We start from the raw sequence: 26,978 nt of genomic DNA, 5'->3' as shown, positions 1-26,978 counted from the left end.
TTGCAATACATCCCAGATGAACAGGGCAACATCATTCCCGATTTCAGTAGGGTAGGCTATCACCAAAACGAGAAAGCCATCCCTAACGTGGCTGTGGTTGCTACGCTTTCGGCAACTGGTGAAAACGACCAGCAGCGCATTCAGGATGCGATTGACGAATTGGCTCGCAAACCTGCCGATGCAAGAGGCATCCGTGGCGCTATTCTATTGAAAAAGGGTGAATACAAAATTCCGGAAAGCCTGCGTATTTCGGTAGGAGGCATTGTTTTGCGTGGAGAAGGAGAAGCGACCAAGCTGATTGCTACAGGCAAAGGACAACGGAAAACCATTATCGCCTCTGGCACGGGAAAAGCAGTAGAAATACCTAATTCGAGGGTGAAAATTGCCGATAAATATGTGCCGTTGGGAGCTAAAAGCTTTCAGGTGGCCGATGCTTCGGGTTTTAAAGTGGGAGATGCCATCATGGTGTACCGGCCGGGTACCCAAAAATGGATTTCCGACTTAAAAATGGATCAGATCGAAGCCCAAGCCAACACGGTACAATGGAAGCCGAGCGATTACAACTTCAATTTCGAGCGCAGGATTACTGCTATCAAAGGTAATACCATTTTTATCGATAATCCTATTGTGATGGCCATGGAAGAACAATATGGCGGCGGCGAAATCTACAAATACAGTTTTACTGGTCGTATTGCCGAAGTAGGCATCGAAAATATGTGGCTCGAATCAGAATATGCCAATGATACCGACGAAGACCATGGTTGGGATGCCATTTCTTTTAACCGTATCGAAAACAGTTGGGTAAGTGGCGTAACCAGTCGCTATTTTGGCTATTCGTGCGTAAACCTGGGTGGCGAAAGCAAGCAGATTACTGTAAAAGACAGCAAATGCCTGGCACCAAAATCGAAAATAGAAGGAGGTAGAAGATATTCGTTCAACAACGACGGCCAATTGAATTTGGTGATGAACTGCTTCGCTTCCGAAGGCCGGCACGATTATGTAACCGGTGCTAAAGTGTGTGGCCCAAATGTATTCTACAACTGCGTTTCCGAAAAGGCCAAGGCCGATATCGGTCCGCACCACCGCTGGGCCATGGGCACTTTGTACGATAACGTGGTGAGCGACGGCGAAATCAACAGCCAAGACCGTGGCAATTGGGGTACCGGCCATGGCTGGGCAGGGGTAAATCAGGTGTTTTGGAATTGCAAGGCCTCCAAAGCAGCCGTTCAAGATCCCTATGTAAGTGGCAAAAACTATGTAATTGGTTTAACTGCCAAGCCCTACGAGGGTAGGTTAAAAGGCCGTCCGGCCACAGCATGGGATGGCCAAGGCGGAGCAGGGTTGCAACCTGTTTCATTATATGCAAAACAAGTAGAGGAAAACAAAAAACGATAAATTATGAAGTTGAAAACTAGTCTATTCGCCTTGTTGATCCCGGTTTGCGGGGCAGTACAAGCGCAGAAAGTTAACGTAGCCAAGGCTTTTGCAGATGCAGCCAAACAAACTGATGTACTGATCAGGAACGTAGATTCGGCCAGAAAAATAAAACCGGCGCAGGTTTCGCCGCGAACCGTAGAAAACGGACAATTTAAAATGGTAGTTTCGAGAGATTGGACCAGTGGTTTCTTTCCGGCCGAACTGTGGTATTTCTATCAATACACCAAAGACAAAAAATGGCTCGAACTGGCTAAAAGATATACAGAGGATATCAAAAAAGAACAGTTTAACAAGGGTACGCACGATTTGGGCTTTATGGTTTTCTGTCCCTTTGGCAACGGCTACCGCTTAACCGGCGATCCGGCTTACCGTGAGGTAATTATCCAGGCCGCTAAATCGCTTTCTACGCGTTTCAATGCCAAGGCCGGTGTGATCAAATCGTGGGACCACAATGGCGATAAGTGGAAATACCCTGTAATTATCGATAACATGATGAATTTGGAGCTGTTGTTTGAAGCGACAAAATTCACTGGTGATTCTTCTTTCTACAAAATTGCCGTTTCGCATGCCAATACCACCATGAAAAATCATTTTCGCCCTGATTTTAGCTCTTGGCACGTGATTGATTACGATACCTTGACCGGCAACGTACGCAACAAGCTGACGGCACAAGGCTACAGCAACGAATCGGCATGGGCTAGGGGGCAGGCTTGGGGCTTGTACGGTTATACTTTGTGCTATCGCTATACCAAAAACCCGGTTTATTTGAAACAGGCTGAAGCTATTGCCAAGTTTATTTTGAACAACCCAACCCAAAACAAGGATTTGGTGCCTTACTGGGATTACAATGCGCCAAATATCCCAAATGCGCCTAGAGATGCTTCGGCTGCTGCCATTACCGCTTCGGCATTCTACGAATTAGCCAATTACAGTAAAGCCGACAAATACAAAGAACTGGCCGATAAGATACTGACTAGCTTAACCAATAGCTACCGCTCGCCAATTGGCAAAAATTATGGATTTATCCTCGAGCACAGCACCGGACACTTGCCGGCCAAAAGCGAAATCGATGTGCCGATCAATTATGCCGATTATTATTACCTAGAAGCTTTGTGGAGAAGCAAAGGGTACCAATACAAGTAAACCTATTTTCTTACTGCCGTAGGCCCTTTCAGCACGATTGAAAGGGCCTCTTTTTTTGATTTTGGAAAAAGAATGGATATATTTAGTGTTCCAACACGAAATTTTGAGGGCTTTCAGGTACATATTTTCTTTGGCGTTGCTTTGGGCCATAGCGCTTGTTTTGGCAAATGCCCAATCGCTACCCATCAAATTCAAGCATTTTTCTTACAAGGAAGGTTTGGTTCAAAGTCCAATATCGAGCTTTTTGCAAGACGATGATGGTTTTATCTGGTTCGGCAACCTCAAAGGCCTGACCCGCTACGACGGCTATAAATTCAAAACCTATATCTTCGACCCAAAACAGTCGAAAAGTTTGAGCAACAACCGGGTAAACATTCTTTTTAAGGATGTAGATAAAAACCTGTGGATAGGCACGGCCAACGGCGTAAACCTGTACAACCGCAACGACGACAATTTTACGGCTATCGATGTACGCGAGGTAAAAGGCGGGCGTAACTATATTTCTTCCATCGTACAGGATCATCAAAAGAATTTGTGGATCGGAACTTTCGGCGGCCTTAAAAAACTGAACCGCAAAACCCTGAAGCTCGAAGACCTTGCCCATGATCCGAATGATCCAGAATTCAGGAACAGTGCTATTTTCTCACTTTTTATCGACCGTAACAACCAGATTTGGGCGGGTACCAAAGCAGGATTGAGAAAGTTTGATCCCGCTACCGGAAAAACGCTTCCATTACCTGCCGTATTTGCTGGACTGAACGAGATGCCTAAATCCCGCATTTTGGTTATCAGGCAGGATTTTGACGGTAATTTATGGTTTGGTACCGAAGTTTCGGGGGTGTTCAAATACAGTCCGCAGGCAGATGCAGTGCAGAAATACCTTTCTTCCGGCAATCCCAACAGCATTTCGTCAGACTGGATCAAGGATATTTTGGTGTACGATAAAAACAACATCTGGTTTGCCACCCGCAATGGCTTGAGTACGCTCAACCTGCAAAGCAACAAGTTCGTTAATTATAGACATGATCCGCTGAACGACAATAGTTTGAACGACGACGCGATATGGTCGCTCATGAAAGACAAAAATGCCTGTGTTTGGATCGGGACTTTCTCGGGGGTGATCAATTTCTATTACGCAGGCAATTCGAATTTTCAGAACATTGGCGAGCGCATTGGCGATAAGCTCGGCTTGAACCATATTTTAGTGAATGGTATAGTGGAAGACAACGACGGCTCGCTATGGGTAGGTACTTCGGGTGGTGGCTTAAACCATATCGACAGGAAAGCCAGAACCAGTTCGTACTATCCCATTGGGGCCAAAAACAATGCCCGGCCCAGCAACGGCGTCAAATCGATGGCCGACGACAAGAAAGGCAATTTATGGATCGGTTCTTTGGATGGATTGAGCCTTTTTAACAAAAGCACCAAGCAATTTAAATATTACGAGTTTCCGGTACGCGACGGCAAGCTGAGCGAAAACCTGATCCTCTCTATTTTGCCCTATAACAATGGGGCTTGGATCGGCACTAACGGTGGTGGTTTGCGCTATGTACTGCAAGACGGCCAGTCGCCCATACTGCTCAGAAAAGACACCCATGTGGGCATCAAAGGTGGGCAATCCATCAGCGATAATTTTGTGACGGCTTTGTTGGAAGACGAACAGCACAACATTTGGGTAGGTACGCAGAACGGCCTAAATTATTATGATGTCAAGCTAGGCAAAATGACCAAGCTCTACCGCAAAATCAAGAACAGTAAACCCTACCAGATCAGTAACAGCAACATCACCACGCTATTTATCGATTCAAAAAAACAGCTGTGGGCAGGTACGGAAGGTGGCGGACTGAACTATTTCGACCAAAAGCACGATCGTTTTTACGCCATCAGCAAGGATTTGGGCCTCGGCGACGACGTGATCCATGCCATTTTGGAAGACGAACTGAAAAACATTTGGATCAGCACCGATTTAGGGCTCTACAAGCTCGTTTTCAAGAACCAAAAATTGCCCTTTACCAAGGAAAATCTAAGCATTACAAGCTATACCTCAAACGATGGACTGATCAGCAGTCAGTTTTCTACACAAGCGGGCGTAAGGCTTAAAACCGGCGAAATCGTGTTTGGTGGTATCAATGGACTGTCTATTTTTTATCCAGACCGCATCATCAAGAACAATTACCGGCCCAAAGTTGCGTTGACCAACCTCTTGGTCAACAACAAAGAGGTTGCCGTTAGTCCGAAAAATTCGCCTTTGAGCCAATCCATTACGCAGGCCTCGTCTATTACGGTGCCTTATGATCAAAGCAACCTGAGCATCGAATTTTCGGCTTTAAATTTCATCAATTCCGAAAACAACCAATATGCCTATAAGCTCGAAGGTTTGCCTGCAGGCGACGAGTGGCAACCCATTGGTAAACAACGGGTGGTGAATTTTGCCAATCTGGCTCCAGGCAATTATGTGCTGAAGGTAAAGGCCGCCAACAACGACGGCATTTGGAGCAATTTTGAAAGAACGATCAAGATCAAGGTATTGCCGCCTTGGTACCAAACCTGGTGGGCCATTTTGATTTATGCGGTAATCTTGTTTTTGATAGGCCGAACCATTTACAGTTTCTTGAAAAACCGCGCTAATTTAAAGCGCGAATTGTATTTAGAGCAGTTGCAAAACGAACGCCAGGAAGAATTGCACCAAATGAAGATCGATTTCTTTACCAATATTTCGCACGAAATCCGTACCCCTTTAACGCTGATCTTGGGTCCGTTGGAGAAAATGGTGCTCAGTTCGGGGGCACATACCGCATTTTACAAGCAGTTATTGCAGGTACAACACAATGCCAACCGGCTGATGCGCTTGGTAACCGAACTGATGGATTTTAGGAAGGCCGAAAGCGGACACATGAAGCTCGCCTTTTCTAACTGCAATTTGGTGAAGTTTGCCGAGGAAATCTACCTGTCGTTTCAAAACCTGGCCGAAGACAAGCGTATTGCGTACGAATTTGTCTGTGCGGAGAACGAAATCATGGTGTATTTTGACAAAGACCATTTTGAGAAGGTGCTGTTCAATCTCCTTTCAAATGCCTTTAAGTTTACGCCAGAAGGGGGCAAGATCGGCTTCAGCATTAAGCGTATGACCGATTCGGTAAGTATTTCGGTTACTGATAACGGCAAGGGCATTTCGCCGAAAAACATTGATAAGCTATTTAACAAGTTCTTTCAGGTATACAACGCCGAAGTTTCGAATAACGGTTATGGCATTGGTTTAGCCTTGTCGAAAAGCATTGTAGAACTACATAAAGGTACAATTGAAGTCAGCAGCAATACCGAAACCATATTTACGGTTATGTTACCTTTGGGTTCGGCACATTTAGACCAAAGTTTGTTGCTTCCAGAATATATGAACAGCGACAATCCGGTACATTATTATTTGCAGTCGCAGGCCAATACCATTTTAACTGCCGAAACGCCGGCAGTACAAGCTATAAAATATACCCTTTTGGTGATTGAAGATAACCAGGAGCTGAGAAGTTTTATCAAAGAATCGTTTCACGACCAATATAAGGTTTTGCAGGCCGCCAATGGTGCCGATGGCTTGGCTTCAGCCTTGGAAAACATGCCCGATCTGATCATCAGCGATGTAATGATGCCCGAAATGGACGGTTTGGAGCTCTGCAGGCGCGTAAAAAGCGATGAAATGATCAACCATATTCCGGTGATGTTGCTCACTGCTAGGGCAGCGTATATTCACCAGGTTAACGGGCTGGAAAAAGGTGCCGATGCCTACATTACGAAGCCATTTAGCATTCAGGTATTGGCGCTCAACATCAAGAATATTCTAGCTACAAAAGAGGCGGGCCGGCAGCGGATGATGCGTGAGGTGTTGCTCAATCCGCAACCCCTTGAAATCGTATCGCCCGATGAAAAGTTTATCAGCAAACTGATGGCCATCATCGAACAGCACCTCGACGATCCCGAATTCGACGTTGCCAAAATTGTGCAGGAGGTAGGCATGAGCAAAACCGTTTTGTACAAAAAAATACAGGCGCTTACCAATTTGTCGGTAGCCGATTTGATCAAGTCTATTCGCCTCAAAAAAGCAGCGATGCTATTGGAAAACAATCAGCTAAGCATTGCCGAGATTGCCTTTTCGGTAGGCTTTAGCGATAGGAAGTACTTTAGCAAGGAGTTTAAGAAGCAGTATAACTGCTCACCATCAGAATACATCGCGATGCACGCCAAGACTTAGGCTTCCTTGCTGGCATGCTTGCCAATAGTTTTATTCCCCTCCCTTGGAGGGGTGCCTGAAAGGCGGGGTGGTTTACGCCTCCTAGCCGGCGGGGCAAGTTCCTTTTGTTTCAAGACAAAAGGAACCAAAAGTTCAAGGCTTCATACCTTTGTCGCAAATCCCTAACCCTCCGCTTGATGGCGCAAGGCCAAGCCGTGTGTAGGCTAAGTGCTTCATTAACGTTGCTGCAACACTGCTGCGCCCTTGCTTGTGCTGTTCAGCATGAAAGTTGCTGCAAAGCTCCATTTTGTCTTTGCTTCCAAAGCTTTGAAGGCCGCTTGGCGAAGTAACGAGGCTTGTGCTTAAAAAACTTATAACGTTGCATTAGCTACAACTTTAAAACCTTCAAACTTTGCAACATTTCAACCTTAAACCTTCCAGCAACTCTGCATCAGCCACAACCTTCCTGCCTTCCAACCCTCCACCTTCCAACCTTGCAGCCTTCCAGTTCCAACACCCTCTAGCCCAATTTTACCCCTAATTAGGGAAGAATTTACCCCCTGTTTGCTGGGGCTTGTCTACATATTTGTTCAAACCAAATATCAAACGTTATGAACCAGGGACGAATCTTTGTAGGCTATCTCAAGCCAAGTGTACAGCATTTCGCACAAATCATCAGGAAACCATATTTTCAGCCTTCCAAAATCCAAACGATTTAACCCAGGCCTAAGACAGCGATGGCAAGGGTTTTTGCGATGCACCAACAATAAATTAACCAAATAATTAATCCAAATTGAATGAAACTATTCTACGAATTAAAAAGTAGGTATTTGCAAATTGCCCCGCACAAGGCAAGGCAAATGGGCTATGTGCTATTAATAGCTATGGCCTGTTGCTTTTTTGCACAGCGTACCTATGCCCAAAACAGAACCATTACAGGTACCGTAACCGATAAGGGCCAAGGGCTGCCTATTCCAGGAGTATCGGTAAAAATAAAAGGAAGCCAAACCGTGGCAATTACCAACGGCGATGGCAAGTACAGCATCAGCGCGCCTGCCGGACCGGTGACCTTGATTTTTGCCTACATCGGTTTTACCCAGCAGGAGATTACCGTAACGGGCGCTACGCAAAACGTGAGTCTGGCCGAAGCCAAAACCGATTTAGAAGAGGTAGTGGTAGTGGCCTATGGCACGCAAAAGCGATCTGACATTACCAGTGCGGTAGTTACTTTAGACAGCAAGGAGATTTTAAAATCGCCAACCTCTAACGTTACCAACAGCTTGGTGGGCAAGGTAACGGGCTTAACCGCCGTACAACAGGGCGGGCAACCGGGACGCGATGCGGCCAATATCAATATCCGCGGTATTTCTACCTACAACAGCTCTGGCGCTATCATTATTGTTGACGGCGTTGAACGACCAGAGTTTGGCAATATCGACCCCAACGAAATCGAAAACATCAGTATCTTAAAAGATGCGGCCTCCACTGCAGTTTACGGTATCCGCGGTGCCAACGGTGTTATTGTGGTTACCACCAAAGGCGGCAAGGAGGGCAGGCCAAGGGTGAGCTATAGCGGCAACTACAGCCTGCAAAGCTTTACTGGTTTGCCCAAAACGCTCAATTCGTACGACAATGCCTTCCTGATTAACGAAGCCAACCGAAACGATGGCTTAACCGAAACCTGGGGGCAGGACGAATTGCAGAAATTCAAGGACCATTCCGATCCGCTGGGCTATCCAGATGTGAACTGGCTGGATTACTTGACCAAGGATTACTATGGCCAAACCCAGCACAACGTGAACGTAAGCGGCGGTACCAAGGTCATTAAATATTATGTATCGGCGGGTTACTTGTACCAAGACGGAATTTTCAAAAAGTTCTATTCGCCTTTTGGCATCAATACTACACCCAACTTTAACCGCTACAATTTCAGGTCTAACTTAGACATTAATTTAAGCAAGGATTTGACCGTGGGCATCAGGTTGGGTGGCCGGTTGGAACGAATTTATACGCCAGCCGGTTTGCGCTCTGATGGCTTCCCTTACAACAACTTCGAAGGGATGATTTCGAGGGCCTTGCAAACGCCAAACTTTGCCTTTCCGGTAACCTTGCCCGATGGACGCATCGCCCAAAACTCGGCCGTAGGTACCAACGTTTGGAACCCGCTGGCGGTAATTTCGCGCTATGGTACCCGTAACGACGATAACAATACCATTGAAAGTACCTTTAACGTCAATTACAAAATGGATTGGCTCACCAAAGGCCTCTCGTTTAAAACCACTTTTGCCTACGATTCTTACTTCACCAGCAATACCGAGCGTAACGCCAACTGGGCGGCCTACAAATACGACAGAAGAACTGGCGTAATTACTTTAGAGGCCGATAAGCCTCGCGACGAGCCTTTGGGTACCTTAAATTCGTTCAGCGGCGGCAATATCGTTTTCGAATTGCAATCGGGCTTCAATTACCAGCGCAGCTTTAACAAGCACAACGTTACGGCTTTGGCCTTGTTTACCCGCAGGCTCGTGAATGTGGAAGGCGGTACGGCCAGAACATCGCCACCAAGGGCTGCGCAAGGCTTGGTCAACAGGTTAGGCTATAACTATGACGAGAGATATTATGCCGAATTTACTTCTGCCTATAACGGATCGGAAAACTTTGCGCCTGGACTGCGCTACGGTTTCTTTCCAGCGGTTTCGGCCGGATGGAACCTGCACCGCGAAAATTTCCTGAAAGACAACAAGGTCATCAATTTCCTGAAAATAAGGGGCAGTTATGGTAAAGTGGGTAATGACCAACTCGACTCGCGTTTCCTTTACCTAACCGATTATGCAGTAACCAGTGGCGGTATCCAGTTTGGCTTGCCAACTTCGTTGGTAAACTACAGCACGGTCGATGTATTGAATGGCCTGCCGGGAAATCCGCTGGTAACTTGGGAAACCGGAATCAAAAGAAACGTCGGCTTTGAGAGCAGGCTGTTCAACAGCGCGTTGAAATTCAACGTCGATTTGTTTGATGAAACCCGAAAAGACATCTTAACACAAAGAGGCTCGGGCTTTACCATGTTTGGCTTAACTTATCCACGCCTAAATATCGGCGAGGTTTACAACAAGGGTTATGAAGTAGAACTTGATTACGAGCGCAAAATCGGCAACGTATCGGTTGGCCTGAACGCGCAAATGAGTTTCTCGCGCAACAGAATCGTCAATAGAGATGAACCTTTGTATGCGCCCGAGTACCAAAAGCAGCAAGGCAAAAGGGTAGGCCAGTACTTTGGCTTCAAAACCGCAGGTTTCTATAATTCGCAGGCCGATATCAATGCCTGGCCGGTTAACCAATTGGGTGCCGTAGTGCCTGGCGATTTGAAATTTGTTGACATCAATGGCGATGGCGTAATCAACAACGACGACAGAACGGCCATCGGCTACTCAAGAAACCCCGAATACATTTACAGCTTCTCGCCTCGCGTATCGTGGAAAGGCTTCTCGTTGTCGATCTTGTTCCAAGGCGTAGCCAACGTAAGTTCCGATTTGATTTTGGCTGAAAACAACAACGGCTCGCAGATGTACGAGTTCATGTTGGATAGGTGGACACCAGCTACGGCAGCTACGGCTACATGGCCAGCGCTGCATTCGAGAGGCGTAACTTCTCCAAACTACAGCCTCAACGACTTTACCTTGCAAAATGCAGCTTACCTTAAAATCCGTAATGCCGAGTTCTCGTGGACGGTACCCGATCGTTGGGTAAAAGCTTTGCGGTTAAACGGGTTGAGGTTGTTCTTGAATGGTCAAAACCTGTATACCTGGACCAAGTTTAAGATGTATTATGATCCGGAGAACATCAATACATCGGTGACCAATTTCAGCAAGCAATCGCTTTATCCTTCCTCAAAGGTTTACAATATCGGCCTTAACCTTTCACTATAAGCTTACAGACATGAAAATATTAAAATATACATTAACCGTATTTGTCTTGGTGGCAGTGTCGTTGCTTTCGGCCTGTAAAAAAGACTTTTTAGAACGTACGCCGGGTGTGGCGCTATCGGAAGAGGCGGTATTTGCCGATCCTATTTTGTCGGCACAGTTTGCCGACAAGGCCTATACCTATCTGGTTGACGATTATGTGCGTTTTGATACGCACCGCGGTGCCAGCTCACAAGCCTCAGACGAAGCCGTTTCGGGTACGTCGAACAGCTCGATCAGGTATTTGAACCAAGGCTTGTTCCACGACCATTCAGATCGTGTGGCCGCCATTAACGATATCCGCGATATATGGGCCAGAGCCTACGCAGGCATCAGGGTAACCAACGTGATGCTAGCCAAATTGCCAAACGTGCCTTGGACGGCTGTACAATCGCCTAAAAGGATAGAAGGCGAAATGCACTTCATCAGGGCATTTTTGTACTTCGAACTGATCAAACGCTTTGGCGGTGTGCCTTTAATCGAACGTGCCTACGGCGTTAACGAGAACCTAGATATTCCGAGGAATACCTATCAGCAATGCCTAAACCTGATTTTGGCCGATTTAGACAATGCAGAAGCCAACCTGCCGGAGGATTATGACAATGCCAACTACGGCCGTGCCACCATAGGCGCTGCCAAAGCCTTAAGGGCAAGGGCTTTATTGTATGCCGCCAGCAAGCTGAACAACGAAAGCAATGATTTGAGCAAATGGGCAGCGGCGGCCGCCGCCGCAAAATCGGTGATGGATATGAACAAATATACCCTGCAGAATACCTACAGCGATATTTTGAACGTAGCCGAATCGCCAGAATACATCATGATCAAAATCAGGGGGCCAAGAGCCAATTCTGAGAATAAGATCGTCGATTTTGCGCAGTCGCCAGGATCGGGCGCCATTTCGGGTTCGATGAATCCTACCCAAAACCATGTGGATTTGTACGAAATGAAAAACGGAAAGGCCATTACCGATCCAACTTCGGGCTACAATCCGCAGGCACCTTATGCCAACCGCGATCCACGTTTGGGCTTCAACGTATTGTACAACGACCAAACCTGGCAAGGCCGCAAGCTCGAAATGTGGTACACCGAAACCACCAATTCAAGTGGACAGAAAGTCATTACCTACAGCCGCGACTGGAACGCAACCAACCCGATTTATACGGCTACCAGATACTATTGCCGCAAATATTGGCCAGAGCCTTACATCAGAAACGTGGCCGGAACGGCTTTGTTGAACTTTGTGTATTTCCGCTATGCCGAAGTATTGCTCAACTACGCCGAAGCCCAAAACGAAGCCGTTGGTCCTGATGCCAGCGTTTATGCGGCCATTAACCAAATCAGGAGCAGGGGTCGTGGCGTGGCTTCGGTACCTGTTGCCGAAAGGGTAGATATGCCCGATTTGCCTGCAGGCCTAACCCAAGAGCAGATGCGTGCGCGCATCCGCAACGAAAGGGCCGTTGAGCTGGCTTTCGAAGACCACCGCTGGTACGACATCATGCGCTGGAAAGCTGGTCCGGAAATCGTGGCACAGCCTGTTTATGGCATGAACATCCTCAAAAATGCCAATGGAACTTTCACCTACAACAAAGTATTGCTGCCCAATACGTTTCAGAAGATTTTCTTAGACCATATGCATCGTTATCCTATCCCTCGCACAGAGATCAATAAGAGCAACAACATTCTTATTCAAAATCCGGGATGGTAAAAATTAACATTAACGATCAAAATTAACCGATATGAACTTCACAAAATTCAGCTATATAAGTTGCCTCCTGTTGATTTTAACCTTAGGGATAGGACAGCTGTGGGCGCAAACCCCTAACCAGACCATTACCGTGTCGGGCAAGGTGGTTGATGATAAAAATGCACCTATAGCAGGGGTAAGCATTCTCATTCAAGAAAAAAAGAGCGGCAATTTGACGGCTGCCGATGGTACCTTCTCGTTTGAAGCCAGTACCAACGACCAGATCATCTTCCAGATGCCGGGCTATCTCATCGTCAGCAAATCGGCCAGCGAGGTAAGCAAAGTAACCATTACGCTTACGCCAGCTTTAATCGAAGCCGATAACAACGACGACGTATTTATTCCTTTTGGCGTGAGAAAAAAACGCCAAGTGAGTGCTACCATCAGCACCGTAAACGTAAGCGAATTGCCCCAGTTGCCTTTGTCTACCTTAAACAACACACTTTCGGGCCGTTTGGCGGGATTGTACATTCAGCAAACGGGCACCAGACCGGGTACAGACGATGCCAGCTTTTTGGTTCGCGGCCGTTCGTCGTACAACAATGGTCAGGCACCATTGGTATTGGTGGATGGCGTAGAGCGCGATTTCGTTGACATGGATCTGTTGGAAATCGAAAGCATCAGCGTATTGAAAGACGCCGCTTCTTTGGCCTGGTATGGCATGAGCGGCAGCAATGGCGTCATCTATGTGCGTACCAAAAGAGGCAGCGCCACCAGTACCAGAGTAACTTTCGATGCACAGGGCGGCTTGCAAACCCCGGTAAATATAACCCGTCCGCTGGATTCGTACAGCTATGCCACGCTTTACAACGAAGCACAGGCCAACAGTGGCATTGCGCCTTTGTACAGCGCTTCGGTATTGCAGGCTTACCGCGATAATTCAAACCCACAGCTCTATCCCAACAACAATTTGGTGAAAGAATTTATGAAAAATGCTTCGCCTGTGCAGCGTTACGTAGGTACGGTGAGTGGCGGCAATGCTTTCGCCAGGTACTTCACCATGTTCAGCTTTTATGATCAATCAGGATTGTACAAAGGCGCCAGCAACCCCAGCTACGATGCCAATACCAATTTTCAGCGCATCAACTTCCGTACAAATCTGGATATTCACGTGAACAAGACTTTAGACGTCAGCCTTGATGTAGGCGGACGTTCGGCAAGCATCCGCTACCCGCGCGATGGCAATGGCAACTTCTTGTCGACCATTTTCGGGACGCCATCAAACGCGTTTCCTATTCTAAATGCCGATGGCAGCTATGGCGGTACCTCCTTGTTCAGGAGCAATCCAAAGGCCATGTTGGAATCGAGAGGCAACATTACCGATTTAACCCGGACTCTCTTAGCCAATGTAAGCGCTAAGCAACAATTAAATTTCATCACCAAAGGCCTATCGTTAAATGCCTTCTATTCATACGATGTAACCAGTTTGTACACTTCAGGTTTTACACAGAACTACGAGGTTTACGAATATAATCCAACCACGGCCAGTTATGCCCGTTTTGGTACCAAAGCCATTTTGGATTACGCCGCTTCTGATTTTAACGGCAACGTAAGGCGCAACGAGTTTTGGGGCGGATTGGATTACGACCGTACTTTTGGCAACCATGCCTTCAATGTTTCATCACGCGTGATGCGTGGCGTTGTAGCTACCCCGGGATCGCTTTTGGATAGGAGAGAACAATGGTCAAACCGTATTTCCTACGGCTTTAAGCAACGCTATTTTGTGGACCTGATTGGAACCTTGGCGGCTTCAGAAACCTTCATGCCGGGCAAGAGAAGCGGTTTCTTCCCTGCAGTTTCGGCCGGGTGGATCGCTTCTGACGAATCGTTCCTTAAAAACGCCAAGTTTTTGGATTATCTAAAAGTTAGGGCTTCTTATGGTTTAGTAGGCAACGATGCCATCAGCACCAGCAGGAGGTTCATGTTCAACACCTATTACAACCGTGGCGGTACCGGCTATTTGTTTGGTACAGGCTATACGGCAAGTGTCAATACCACCGAAGCCGAACTGGCCAACCCTGATTTGACTTGGGAAAGAGCCAAAAAAGCCGATGTAGGGGTTGACTTTAAGCTTTTCAAGCAAATGATTTCTGTTTCGGCCGATTACTTCCACGAAAACAGGACCAAATTACTGACCAATTCCTTATTGCCAGCCATTATCGGCCAAAGCAGCGGTCAGGTTAACGATGGCGAAGCCGAATACAAAGGTTTCGAAACTTCGTTGAACTTCAATAAAAAGCTGGGTGACTTCAATTTGAACGTGTATGGCAACTATACCCATGTAAAAAGCAACATCATCCGTTTAAACCAGGAACCGGGCTTGCCAGCCTACCAAAGGGAAATCGGCTTCCCCATCAGTGGAGTGGTAAATGGAAGTGATTTTAACCGCAGGTTCCTCATTTCGCAGGGCTTGTTCCAAAACCAGGCCGAAATCGACGCGGCACCGGTACAGCGCTTTTCGGGAACGGTTAAGCCCGGCGATATCCGCTACAAAGACATCAATGGCGATGGCGTGATCGATAATTTCGATTTTGTACAGATGGACTACAGCAACGTTCCTACCGATTATTATGGCTTTGGGGCTTCGGTAAGCTACAAAGGCTTCGATTTGTCGGTATTGTTTCAAGGTACGCATGGACGAAGCATCCAAATCAGTTCTTTGGTGAACCAAGGTTCGTCTAACACGGGCTACATCAACCAGTTTAGCGTTGACCGTTGGACGCCTGAAACCGCTGCCACCGCAAAATACCCGCGCTTGGCCTTGGCCGATAGGGGCAACAATACCCAGGTATCCGACTACTGGATCCGTTCTGGCGATTACTTGAGGCTCAAGCATGCCGAAATCGGCTACACCTTAAACTCTTCTTTCGTGAAGAAGATCAAGCTGCAGTCGATTAGGTTCTATGTCAGCGGCTTCAACTTGCTCACTTTCGATAAGCTGGGCGATTTGCCGATCGATCCTGAGATTCCAGAATCGGGCTACATCAACTCTTACCCTTATTTGCGCTCTTATGCACTGGGCCTAAACGTTAAATTTTAAATCGACTTTAAAACATAAAGTATGAAGACATTAAAAATTGCAGCCGCCTTATTGATCGGTACCGCCTTGTTTGCGGGCTGTAAAGACTTTTTGCAGGACGGTTCGCTGGCCGAAGGCCCGATCACTTCGCAAGAAACCTGGGCCAACGACAACTATGCCCGTGGCATCTTGAACAATGCTTATTTCGCGGTACCCGACCGCTTTAATTTAGACGGCAATGGAGCCATGCAGGCTTCGGGAAGCGACGAGGCGGTCAATTCCAACCTCAACTCGAGCATCAATACCTTTAACAACGGCACTTGGAGCCCGGTAAGAACCGTGGATGACATGTACGGCAGCTTGTACGAAGGCCTACGGATCGTGAACCTGTTTATGGCCAACGTGCAAACCAGCGGCATCACTTCGCAACCTTCCGAACTGACCTCGCCAACCGCGGCCGATCAGACCTTGCAGGCGCAAATCAACCGCCTAAAAGGACAAGCCTTTTTCTTGAGGGCTTATTTCCATTTCGAATTGTTAGCGCGTTACGGCCGTATTGTGTTGGCCACCAAAGTGTTCGACAGAAACGAAAACCTCAACCTGCCCAGAAATACCTTTCAGGAATGTGTAGATCAAATCGCTTTAGACTGCGATTCGGCTATCGCACGCTTGCCCTTGTGGACACAAACCTGGTCGTCGGCACAAAGAGGCCGGGCTACGCAAACCGCGGCGATGGCTCTAAAAGCAAGGCTATTCCTGTATGCCGCCAGTCCGCAGTACAACCCCACCAACGATTTAACCAAATGGCAAAAAGCCGCCGATGCCGCTAAAGCTTTGATCGATAAAAACGTGCATTCTTTGTTAAGCGATTACCGTAATCCTTTCTTGTTTGGCGCCAATCCCTACAACAACGAAGTGATTTTCGAAACCCAAACGCCAAATCGCAACGATATTGAGCAAAACAATGCCCCGATCAGCTATGATGGCGCTCTGGGTCGTACCAATCCCACCCAAGAGCTGGTCGATGCCTTCGAAATGCGCACTACCGGTAGGCCAATTACCGATGCTGCTTCAGGTTACAATGCCAATGCGCCCTATACCAACCGTGATAACCGTTTGGCCTTTACCATTTTCTGCAACGGCGTGGTGTACAAAAGCCCGAAAACCGTTGATACCTACATTGGCGGCAAAGACGGTATTGGCGCTAATGTGAACGCCACCAAAACGGGGTATTACATGCGCAAGTTCTTCAATGATGCCGTTACCTGGAACCAACAGTCTAATACATTGTCAAGAAGGCCATGGGTTATTTTCCGCTACGCGGAGGTATTGCTCAATTATGCCGAAGCTCTAAACGAGGCGCAAGGCCCGGTTCCCGCAGTATACACCTACATCAACATGGTGAGACAACGCACTGGAGTGGCCTTGCCTGCGCTACAAAGCACTAACGCAGCGGGCAACGGCTATGTGCCAGCCACCAAGGAAGCCATGCGCCTACGCATCCAAAACGAGCGTAGGGTAGAGCTGTGTTTTGAAGGGCATCGCTTTTTCGACGTACGCAGGTGGAGCAAAGGCGAAGAGTTTTTCAACAAGCCCGTTACCGGTATGAGGATCACCAGAAACGCCGCGAACGGCACTTTCAGCTACGAGCGCTTTACGGTCGAAAACCGGGTGTTCTCAGCTAAAAACTACCTGTATCCTATTTCGCAAAGCAACTTAAACAGAGCGCCTGCCTTGGGCCAAAATCAAGGTTATTAATAAAAACTAAAACCAAAAACATGTTAAAACTAAATTACTGGGCACTATTTATCGCAATCCTCTTTTGTTCAAGCCAAAGCCACGCTCAAAATTTGATACAAAATATCCAGGCCAGAAAGCTGCAAAGCCTCAACGGCAAATGGAATTACATCATAGATCCTTATGAGAATGGGTTTTATGATTACCGACATGAACCATTTGATCAGTCGGCTTCTGGTACTGGAGGCTTTTACGACGACCGCTTGCCGAAAGACAAATCGGAGCTGTTGGAGTACGATTTCGATCATTCTCCAGCTATGAACGTTCCCGGCGACTGGAATTCGCAGGCCGAAAAACTAGAGCTGTACGAGGGTTCGGTTTGGCTGAGGAGAAAATTCGACGCCAAACCGGCAAGCGACAAACGCTATTTTGTGTATTTCGCAGCGGTAAACTATGAGGCCCATGTTTATTTAAACGGCAAGAAACTAGGCATCCATAAGGGTGGATTTACACCTTTCCAGTTCGAAGTGACTGGCAAATTGAAAGACGGTACCAATTCTATTGTGCTGAAAGTGGATAATACCCGTAAGCCCGACGAAATTCCGACCATCAACACCGATTGGTGGAACTACGGAGGCATTACCCGCGACGTGTTTCTGGCCGAATTGCCTAAAACATACGTAGCCGACTATAAAATTCAGTTGCCAAAGGCGAAAGAAAATGTATTGGCAGGTTATGTGCAGCTATCTGACAGTACCCCTGGCCAAAAAGTAACGGTAAATATCGCCGAGTTGAAGATTAGCGCCGTAGTTGTTACCGATGCACAGGGCAGGGCCGAAGTAAAGATTCCCTACAAAAATTTAACCTTATGGTCGCCCGAGAACCCGAAGCTTTATCAGGTAGAGCTCAGCACGGCCGTAGAAAAAATCAGCGATAAAATCGGTTTCAGGCGTATCGAAACCAATGGCAACAATGTATTGCTCAACGGCAAGTCTATTTTCCTGCGTGGCATTTCCCTGCACGATGAAAATCCTTTATTGGCGGGTAGGTTGCGTGGCGAAGGCGATATGCGCATGATGCTGCAATGGGCCAAAGAACTCAACTGCAACTACGTGCGCTTGGCCCACTATCCGCATAACGAAGAAATGATCCGTTTGGCCGATGAAATGGGTTTGCTGGTATGGGCCGAAGTACCGGTGTATTGGACCATATCGTGGACCAATCCCGCTACCTATGCCAATGCCAAGCAGCAACTCACCGATTTGATCGTGAGGGATAAAAATCGCGCCAGTGTAATTGTCTGGTCTATAGGCAACGAAACCCCTTTAAGTGAACCTCGACATCAGTTTATGGGCAACCTGGCTACTACCGCCCGTTCGTTAGACGATACCCGTTTGGTAGCCGCTGCCTTGGAGGTACACCGCGAAGGCAATACCATTATTTTGAATGACCCGCTGGGCGAGAAGATCGATTTGGTAAGCTTTAACGAATATGCGGGCTGGTATTGGGGTGGCACGCCAAAAGAAATCCTACGCTACAACTTCAACATCAAATACAACAAGCCCGTGGTAATTACCGAGTTTGGTGGCGATGCCTTGGCGGGTTTCCATGCCGACGAAGATACCCGTTGGAGCGAGGAATACCAGGAAGCCCTTTACCGCAACCAAGTCGCTTTGCTGGGCAAAATAGATGGCCTAAGAGGAATGACCCCATGGATATTGACTGATTTCAGGTCGCCAAGAAGGCAACACCCTGTTTACCAAAATTTCTGGAACCGCAAAGGCCTCATTTCAGAAACCGGAAAGAAGAAAAAGGCATTCTATATCCTGAAGTCATTTTACGATCAAATGCAGTTAAAATACCAATAAGATGAGTTTAACCACAAAGACACAAAACATACCAAGCTCGGATGCTGCTAAAACGCCAATCGCAATACGCAATACGCGATACGCAGTATGGCAAACACCTGCTACCTTCAGCCTTCAGCCCTCAACCTTAAAACGCTATACGCTATATGCACTACGCGCTGTACTCAACGCCGACCGCCTCACTGCTTACCTTGTGATCGTTATCGCCCTGCTGGCTATCTCGGCCAAGGCTATGGCGCAAGACAGTCTCGATTTTAAGTTGCAGGTAGAAACCAGAAAGGTGCTGAACAACTCGAAGGATAATGCTTCTTTTACGACATATAAACCATTTGCTACAAGAACTTTAGCCAGCTTGAGCGGATTTAAAGCTCAAAGTGTAAAAACCGATGTGTACGGTGGCCGCTTAGACCGCAAGGCTAAGGCTACAGGCTTTTATCACGTACAAAAGATAGATGGTCGCTGGTGGGCTGTTGATCCTGCCGGACACCTGTTCTTCCACAATGCGGTAAATGCTGTAAGCATGGGTACTTCTGATCGCAACAAAGCGGCCTTGGCCAAAGAATTCGGCAACGAAAGCCAGTGGATGAACAAAACCCAAAACCTATTGCACGAAAACGGTTTTAATGGCAGTGGCGCCTGGTCAAATACCAAATTAATTGTGCAGTCTCCGTTGCAAAAGACCAAGCCTTTGGCTTATACCGTCAACCTCGATTTCATGAGTGCCTACGGCGATAAAAGGGGAGGGACCTATCAGGTACCGGGCCATAAAGCCTATCCAAACAATGTGATTTTTGTGTTTGATCCGGCTTTCGAGGCGTTTTGCGACCAGCATGCCAAAAAACTGGCCGAAAACAAGAATGATCCCAACTTGTTTGGCTACTTCTCTGACAACGAAATGCCTTTGGGAATCAAAAACCTGGACGGCTACCTGACCTTAAAGAACCAGGAAGATCCGGGTTATTTGGCAGCCAAAAAATGGATCGACGAGAAAGGCATCAAAGCCGATCAGCTCACTGATGCCAACCGCTTGGAGTTTCTGCAGCTGGTAGCTGATCGCTATTTCGCCATGGTCTCAAAAGCCATCAAAAAATACGACCCCAACCACATGTACCTGGGTTGCAGGTTCCATGGTGCGCAAGGCAAATTGGCCGAGCTATGGAAAGCCGCCGGCAAATATGTAGATGCCATTTCCATGAACTATTACAATGCCTGGACGCCAGAACAGCCTCAAATGAGAGACTGGGCCAATTGGTCGGGCAAGCCTTTTTTAATCACTGAGTGGTATGTTAAAGCCGACGATTCGGGCCTGGGCAACACCGCAGGTGCCGGTTGGATAGTTAAAACCCAGCAGGATAGGGGCTTCTTTTACCAGAACTTCGTTTTAGGTTTAATTGAATCGAAGAACTGCGTAGGCTGGCACTGGTTTAAGTACATGGACAACGACCCTACACAAAAAGGCGCAGAACCTTCCAATACCAACGCCAACAAAGGCATTGTCGACAATAACTATCAATTGTACAAGCCTTTAGTCGCTAAAATGAAAGAACTGAATTTTCAAATGTACCCATTGGCCGATTTCTTCGACCGGAAGAAATAGCCAACCAAAAAACCAAATATGACCAAAAAACTATTCGCCGCATTAGTCCTTGCCAGTTTGCTGGGCTGTGCCAATATGGACCACACCACCTTGATGCCCGATCCGGTAACGACGCCACCAAGCAATTCGGCTACCTTAAAGGACATGCCGTTTCCCTTTGGCGCGGCGGTTAACGCATCGTTATTGCGAAGCAATGCTTCCTACAAAGCATTGGTGGTGAAGGAATTTAGCAGTATCACCGCCGAGAATGCCATGAAATTCGGCACGCTTCACCCGGCAGAGAGCACCTACAACTGGACAGATGCCGACGAGATCGTGGCTTTGGCGCAGGCCAACGGCAAACGCATCCATGGCCATACGTTAAACTGGTACAAGTCGTTGCCAACTTGGGTAACCAATTTTCAGGGCGATACACAGGCTTGGGAAAACCTCTTGAAAACGCACATCCAAACCGTGGTTGGCCACTTCAAAGGCAAGGTAGCTTCTTGGGATGTAGTGAACGAAGCCTTTGAAGACGATGGAACTTACCGCAACAGCATTTGGGTGCAAAAACTAGGGACGGATTATATTGCCCGTGCTTTTCAATACGCGCGTCAAGCCGATCCTGATGCACTGCTCTTTTACAACGATTATGGCCACGAATACAGCACTGCCAAGCGCACTGCCATATTAAATTTGGTGACGAGCCTCAAGACCAGAGGCATCCCTATTGATGGTTTAGGATTGCAGATGCATACACGTTATAATCAGACGGATGCAAATATCAGTGCAGCTATTACTTCAGCTGTTGCAACCGGCTTAAAGGTGCATATTTCGGAGCTGGATATCGCGCTAAATCCCGATAATAACCAGTCGCTAACCTACACTGCCAGCTTGGCAGACCAGCAGGCAGCGAAGTATAAGTCTATCGTAAAAATGTACTACGCTATTCCAAAGGCACAGCAGTTCGGCATTACCATTTGGAATGTAACCGATGGCGACAGCTGGATCCCTGTGGAGTACAACAGACCCGATTGGCCCCTGCCTTTCGACCGCAACTACCAAAGAAAAGCGGCCTACCAAGGTATTTTGGATGGTGTGAAGTAGGACGCTTGCGAAGAACCAATGAATTTTGCTGTACAAATCCCGGTTTGCACAGCAACAAACGTTACTTAATCAAAACCAAATATAACATGAACAAAGTAACCGTTTACACCATGCTATTGGGCGTATCGCTCAGTGCATGTACCAAAGAAAAAGCACCGCTAACCGACCCCGTGCTTGCCAAGCCCAACACAACCATGGCCGGCAACGCAGTAACCGTAAGCGACGTGCTGCAAGAAGTTAATCCCGATATCATTGTTGGGGCGGCCATCAATTCGAACAAGTTTGGCAACACCACCTACACAAACTTGGCGAAACTGCATTACAACAGCATTACGGCAGAAAACGACATGAAAATGAACAGCTTGAATCCAGCCAAGTATACTTGGGATTTCGGTATTTTAGGCAATGGGATTGAAGAAAAGAACGAGAAAGTTCCTAACCTGGCCAAGGATTTTGGCGAAAAGCGCATCCACGGACACGCCTTGGTTTGGCATCGCGCCTTGCCCAATTGGGTAAAAGACGTCGAAACCAATACGCCGGTTGCGGCACGGGCCGATACGCTGAACGCCATCATGAAAAGACATATCGATAAAACGGTAGCCTTTTACAGCAACAATTACAAAGCAGGTAGTCCGGCTTTGCCCTTGCTTACTTCTTGGGACGTCGTAAACGAAGCCTTTTACGATGACGGCACCTTAAGGGGGAACCTTAACTTAGACGCATCGGGCAATGACATTGGCAGCATTTGGAAGCGCTACATGGGCGAAATCTACATCGAAAAAGCTTTCAGGTATGCGCGTTTGGCAGCCAGGGCCAACCAAAACTGGAAACTGAAATTGTTTTACAACGATTATGGCCATGAGTACAGTACCGCCAAGCTCAACGCCATCTACAACAAGGTGATGCAGCTGAAAACAATGACCGAGGGAGGCGATCCGATCATCAATGGGGTGGGGTTACAAATGCACGTGAGGTACAATACGCCTTTGAGCAATATCAAGGCGGCCATCCAAAAGATGAAAGAAACCGGTTTGTATGTACATATTGCCGAGCTGGATATTTCCCTGTTAGGGCCAAGCGAAACCAGCGTACCTGCAGGCGATTTAACCAACCGCCAAAATCTGCAGAAATCTTTGTATTACAACATCGCCAAGGCTTATCAGGAAATTGTTCCGGTAGGGCAGCGCTGGGGCATTACGCTTTGGAACATCGGCGATGCCGATTCGGCTTGGGGCGTGAATGCCGCAGCCACAATTTTCGATACTTCGTATGCCAAGAAGCAGGCTTTTTGGAATTTGAGGGATGGACTTTTGCCTTGATAAAAATTTATGCTTGTAGTGGTAATGATGGGGCACTTCATTTGAAAGAAAACAGATTTACCACTACTTTAGCAAAATTGGCGCGAGCATAATGCTCATGCTTTTATTGTTAAAATACCTAATCCCTAATTTTTAAACAACAAACCGATGAGGTTTGCTTAATGACCAAACAAATGAATAAATTTTTTAGCCTTTCCGTACTCTGTATTTTCGGGCTTATGCCGCTAACCCAGGCGCAGCAGCGCAAAACCATCGACCAAAGGGTTGATTCTTTAATGAAACTCATGACCTTAACCGAAAAGGTAGGCCAATTAAATCAATACTCGGGCAGGGAAGTAACCGGCCCATCGAGCGACAGAAAAAATTACCTGCTCAACGATATTAAAACGGGCATGGTGGGCTCTATGCTCAACGTAAAAGGGGTAAAAGATACCCGCGAAATCCAGGCCGTTGCCTTGCAGTCGCGTTTAAAAATTCCTTTGCTGTTTAGTTTAGATGTCATCCACGGCTACAAAACCGTGTTTCCGATCCCTTTGGCCGAATCGGCATCATGGGATATGGAGGCCATCAGGGCTACGGCACACGTAGCTGCCGAGGAAGCCGCCGCTTCGGGTATCCACTGGACTTTTGCGCCCATGGTTGATATTGCGCGAGATCCGCGCTGGGGGCGCGTAATGGAAGGTGCTGGCGAAGATACCTACTTGGGTGCTGCCATTGCCAGGGCACGTGTTTTAGGCTTTCAGGGCGAAAAACTCGGTGGCGTTGATGCCATTATGGCCTGTGCCAAACATTTTGCAGCCTACGGCGCCGGAATGGCCGGCAGGGATTACAACCCCGTTGACATGAGCGAGCAACTGCTGAACGAGGTCTACCTGCCTCCGTTTAAAGCAGCAGCCGATGCCAAAGTAGCCACTTTTATGAACTCGTTTAACACCATAAATGGCGTTCCTGCCACCGGAAATGCTTATTTGCAACGCGATATTTTGAAAGGCCAATGGGGCTACAAAGGTTTTGTGGTAAGCGACTGGGGCTCGATTGGGGAAATGATGCCTTGGGGATTTGCCAAAAACCTTAGCGAAGCAGCCGAAAAAGCCATCACCGCAGGCAGCGATATGGACATGGAAAGCGAAGCCTACAAAAAAGAACTGGAGAAACTGGTGAAAAGTGGCAAGGTAGACGTCAAATGGGTTGACGATGCCGTTAGAAGAATACTGTATAAAAAGTTCGAATTGGGCTTGTTTGATAACCCTTACAAATTCTCTGACGAAAAACGTGAAGCCAAGGTAATGAACGATCCTAAATACAAGGAAGTAGCCAGGATGGCGGCTCAAAAATCGATTGTGTTGTTGAAAAACGAAGCGAATACCTTGCCTTTGCAAAAAGACGTGAAAAACGTGGCCCTGATCGGACCATTGGTACATGCCAAAAAGGACCAGGCTGGCAGCTGGACCGTTTATGCCGACACAGCTAATATTGTAAGCGTTTACGAAGGATTGAAAAGCAAATTGGGCCATGCCAAATTTACTTATGCCGAAGGAACCTCGATAGACCAAACTAGTACTGCAGGGTTTGATGCAGCTATTAGCACGGCTAAGAACGCCGATGTAGTGGTGATGGTTTTGGGCGAATCAGGAGACATGAGTGGCGAATCCAAATCGCGCACCGATATTGGTTTGCCTGGTCGCCAGGAAGAGTTGTTCAACGCCGTAAAAGCCACTGGCAAACCGGTAATTGTGGTATTGATGGCTGGTCGTCCGTTGATTTTCAACAGCATTGCCGATAAAGCCGATGCCGTGGTTTATGCCTGGTTTTTGGGCGACCAAGGGGGTAACGCCATCGCCGATGTATTGGTGGGCGATTTCAACCCTTCGGGTAAATTGCCGATCAGCTTTCCAAGAAATGTAGGGCAAATCCCGATTTTCTATAACCACTTGAACACAGGTCGCCCGGTAACCAAACCAACCGATATCCGATACAAATCGGCCTATATCGATTCGCCAAACGATCCACGTTTCGCCTTTGGCTATGGCTTGAGCTATACCACTTTTGCGTACAGCAATTTGAAACTGTCGAAACCAGCCATTCAAAAAGGAGAGACCTTGCAATTAACCTTTACCTTAACCAATACCGGTAAAACAGCAGGCGAAGAAGTGGCGCAGTTGTATATCCAAGACAAGTTTGCTTCCTTAGCCCGGCCGGTTAAGGAATTGAAGGATTTTGTTAAAGTGAAATTGAGCCCAGGCGAAAGCAAGCAGCTGACTTTCACTTTAACGCCAGAGAAATTGGCATTCTTCAAGGAAAAACAAGGCTGGACAACCGAACCCGGCGATTTCAAAGTAATGATCGGCGGTTCGTCTGATAACATTAAGCTGGAGAACAACTTTGAGCTGAAATAGTATTTAATTCTCCTTAACGTTGAGATTTGTCATGCTGAGCAAGCGAAGTATCTATTCTCGAGATAGATTCCTTGTTGCACTCGGAATGACAAATCATGCGCAAGTGTAATCAGCCAACCAGCTAATAAATCAATCAACGAGCCAACGAACCAAATTTACGCTAACGTTTCCGTAACTATTTTCGGCCAATTGTTATTGGTCGATTTTTTAATTCAGTATTATTGACTATACATTTAAATAGATGAGTACAAACCAACATAAATTACTGCAAACTTGGCGCTGGTACGGACCGAACGACCCGGTGAGCTTGCAGGATGTGAAACAGGCAGGTGCAACAGGAATTGTTACCGCCTTGCACCATATTCCACATGGCGAAGTTTGGCCATTGGAAGACATCAGAGAAAGAAAAGCTATTATTGAAGCCGCTGGTTTGCATTGGGCAGTGGTAGAAAGCGTTCCGGTGCACGAAGCCATTAAAACCCGTAGGCCAGGCGCCGAGAAATACCTCGAAAACTACAATACTTCACTCAGAAACCTGGCTGCCTGTGGCATCAAAACCGTGTGCTACAATTTTATGCCGGTATTGGATTGGACCCGTACGCAATTGGACCTGGAGATGACCGACGGCTCTAAGGCCTTGTATTTCAACTGGACCGATTTAGCCGTATTCGACATTTACATTTTAAAACGCCCAAACGCCGAAGCAGCTTATCCGGCTAACATCTTAACCAAGGCCAAAGCCAGGTTGGATAGCTTAAGCGAAGCCGAATTGGCCGAACTGCGCATCAACGTACTAATGGGTATTCCGAACGAAAAAGAAATCGAATTGGAAACCTTGCGGGCTAGCATCGATGAATACCAAAATATTGGCAGGGAAGGTTTAAAAGCCAATTTGGCCTGGTTCTTAGCGGGGATTGCAGCTACTTGCACCGAAACCGGCATTAAAATGACCATCCATCCCGATGATCCGCCATATCCGATTTTGGGATTGCCACGCATTGCGAGCACCAAAGAAGACCTGATTAATATTTTGAGAAGCGTTGATCAGCCTTTTAACGGTATCTGTTACTGTACGGGTTCGTTGGGTGCCGGAATGGACAACCAATTGGTCGATATTTTTGAAGCCGTGAAAGAACGCGTGTATTTCTTGCACTTGCGTAACGTAACCAAAGACGAGGAAGGCAATTTTTATGAGGCCGACCACTTGGGCGGCGACGTTAACATGTACGAGGTGATGAAAGCCGTTACGGCAGAAAACGCCAAAAGGAAAGAACCGATGCCATTTAGGCCAGATCATGGACATCAAATGCTGGATGATTTGAATAAAGTAACCAATCCGGGTTATTCGGCCATCGGTCGTTTACGGGGCTTGGCCGAACTACGTGGCCTCGAAATGGGGATTACGGGTAATTATTAGAAGACAGTTTACAGGAAAAATTCCCAAGCCTAGA

At 47.2% G+C, this 26,978-nt stretch carries 13 protein-coding genes; all 13 read left to right on the top strand.

All coding sequences use genetic code 11. The features are described from left to right. Positions 1–1,395, top strand: a complete 1,395-nt coding sequence (locus JHD69_RS05145) for a hypothetical protein (RefSeq protein ID WP_233165712.1) — start codon at positions 1–3, stop codon at positions 1,393–1,395. A 3-nt stretch (positions 1,396–1,398) separates the two neighbouring features. Beyond that, entirely contained in the window at positions 1,399–2,580 is a 1,182-nt protein-coding gene (locus JHD69_RS05140) for a glycoside hydrolase family 88 protein (RefSeq protein ID WP_199138006.1), read from the top strand. A gap of 85 nt (positions 2,581–2,665) precedes the next feature. Beyond that, on the top strand, positions 2,666–6,820 hold the full coding sequence (locus JHD69_RS05135; protein WP_199138005.1) for a hybrid sensor histidine kinase/response regulator transcription factor: 4,155 nt from the start codon (positions 2,666–2,668) through the stop codon (positions 6,818–6,820). Positions 6,821–7,596: 776 nt separating this feature from the next. Continuing rightward, a complete protein-coding gene (locus tag JHD69_RS05130; protein ID WP_199138004.1) occupies positions 7,597–10,725 on the top strand; it encodes a SusC/RagA family TonB-linked outer membrane protein in 3,129 nt (1,042 codons plus the stop codon). A 10-nt stretch (positions 10,726–10,735) separates the two neighbouring features. Further along, positions 10,736–12,466 (top strand): RagB/SusD family nutrient uptake outer membrane protein, encoded by a 1,731-nt coding sequence (locus JHD69_RS05125; protein WP_199138003.1) that lies wholly within the window; start codon positions 10,736–10,738, stop codon positions 12,464–12,466. Positions 12,467–12,497: 31 nt separating this feature from the next. Continuing rightward, entirely contained in the window at positions 12,498–15,545 is a 3,048-nt protein-coding gene (locus tag JHD69_RS05120) for a SusC/RagA family TonB-linked outer membrane protein (protein WP_199138002.1), read from the top strand. Between the two features lie 21 nt (positions 15,546–15,566). Beyond that, entirely contained in the window at positions 15,567–17,282 is a 1,716-nt protein-coding gene (locus JHD69_RS05115) for a RagB/SusD family nutrient uptake outer membrane protein (RefSeq protein ID WP_199138001.1), read from the top strand. Positions 17,283–17,374: 92 nt separating this feature from the next. After that, positions 17,375–19,129 (top strand): glycoside hydrolase family 2 protein, encoded by a 1,755-nt coding sequence (locus tag JHD69_RS05110; protein ID WP_233165710.1) that lies wholly within the window; start codon positions 17,375–17,377, stop codon positions 19,127–19,129. Position 19,130: 1 nt separating this feature from the next. Further along, positions 19,131–20,726 carry a hypothetical protein gene (locus tag JHD69_RS05105; RefSeq protein ID WP_199137999.1) on the top strand — a complete coding sequence of 532 codons (1,596 nt, stop codon included), beginning with the start codon at positions 19,131–19,133 and terminating at the stop codon, positions 20,724–20,726. A gap of 18 nt (positions 20,727–20,744) precedes the next feature. After that, positions 20,745–21,812 (top strand): endo-1,4-beta-xylanase, encoded by a 1,068-nt coding sequence (locus tag JHD69_RS05100; RefSeq protein ID WP_199137997.1) that lies wholly within the window; start codon positions 20,745–20,747, stop codon positions 21,810–21,812. Between the two features lie 86 nt (positions 21,813–21,898). Continuing rightward, positions 21,899–23,131: an endo-1,4-beta-xylanase gene (locus tag JHD69_RS05095; protein WP_199137995.1), complete on the top strand. Its 1,233-nt coding sequence runs from the start codon at positions 21,899–21,901 to the stop codon at positions 23,129–23,131. Between the two features lie 173 nt (positions 23,132–23,304). After that, a complete protein-coding gene (gene bglX / locus JHD69_RS05090; RefSeq protein WP_199137993.1) occupies positions 23,305–25,527 on the top strand; it encodes a beta-glucosidase BglX in 2,223 nt (740 codons plus the stop codon). A gap of 241 nt (positions 25,528–25,768) precedes the next feature. Further along, positions 25,769–26,944, top strand: coding sequence for a mannonate dehydratase (gene uxuA, locus JHD69_RS05085; RefSeq protein WP_199137991.1), 1,176 nt, complete (start codon positions 25,769–25,771; stop codon positions 26,942–26,944). The last annotated feature ends 34 nt before the right edge of the window (positions 26,945–26,978 follow it).

The organism is Pedobacter sp. ASV12 (assembly GCF_016429155.1).
GTDB lineage: Bacteria > Bacteroidota > Bacteroidia > Sphingobacteriales > Sphingobacteriaceae > Pedobacter.
This window is presented reverse-complemented; position numbering and strand designations above follow the sequence as displayed.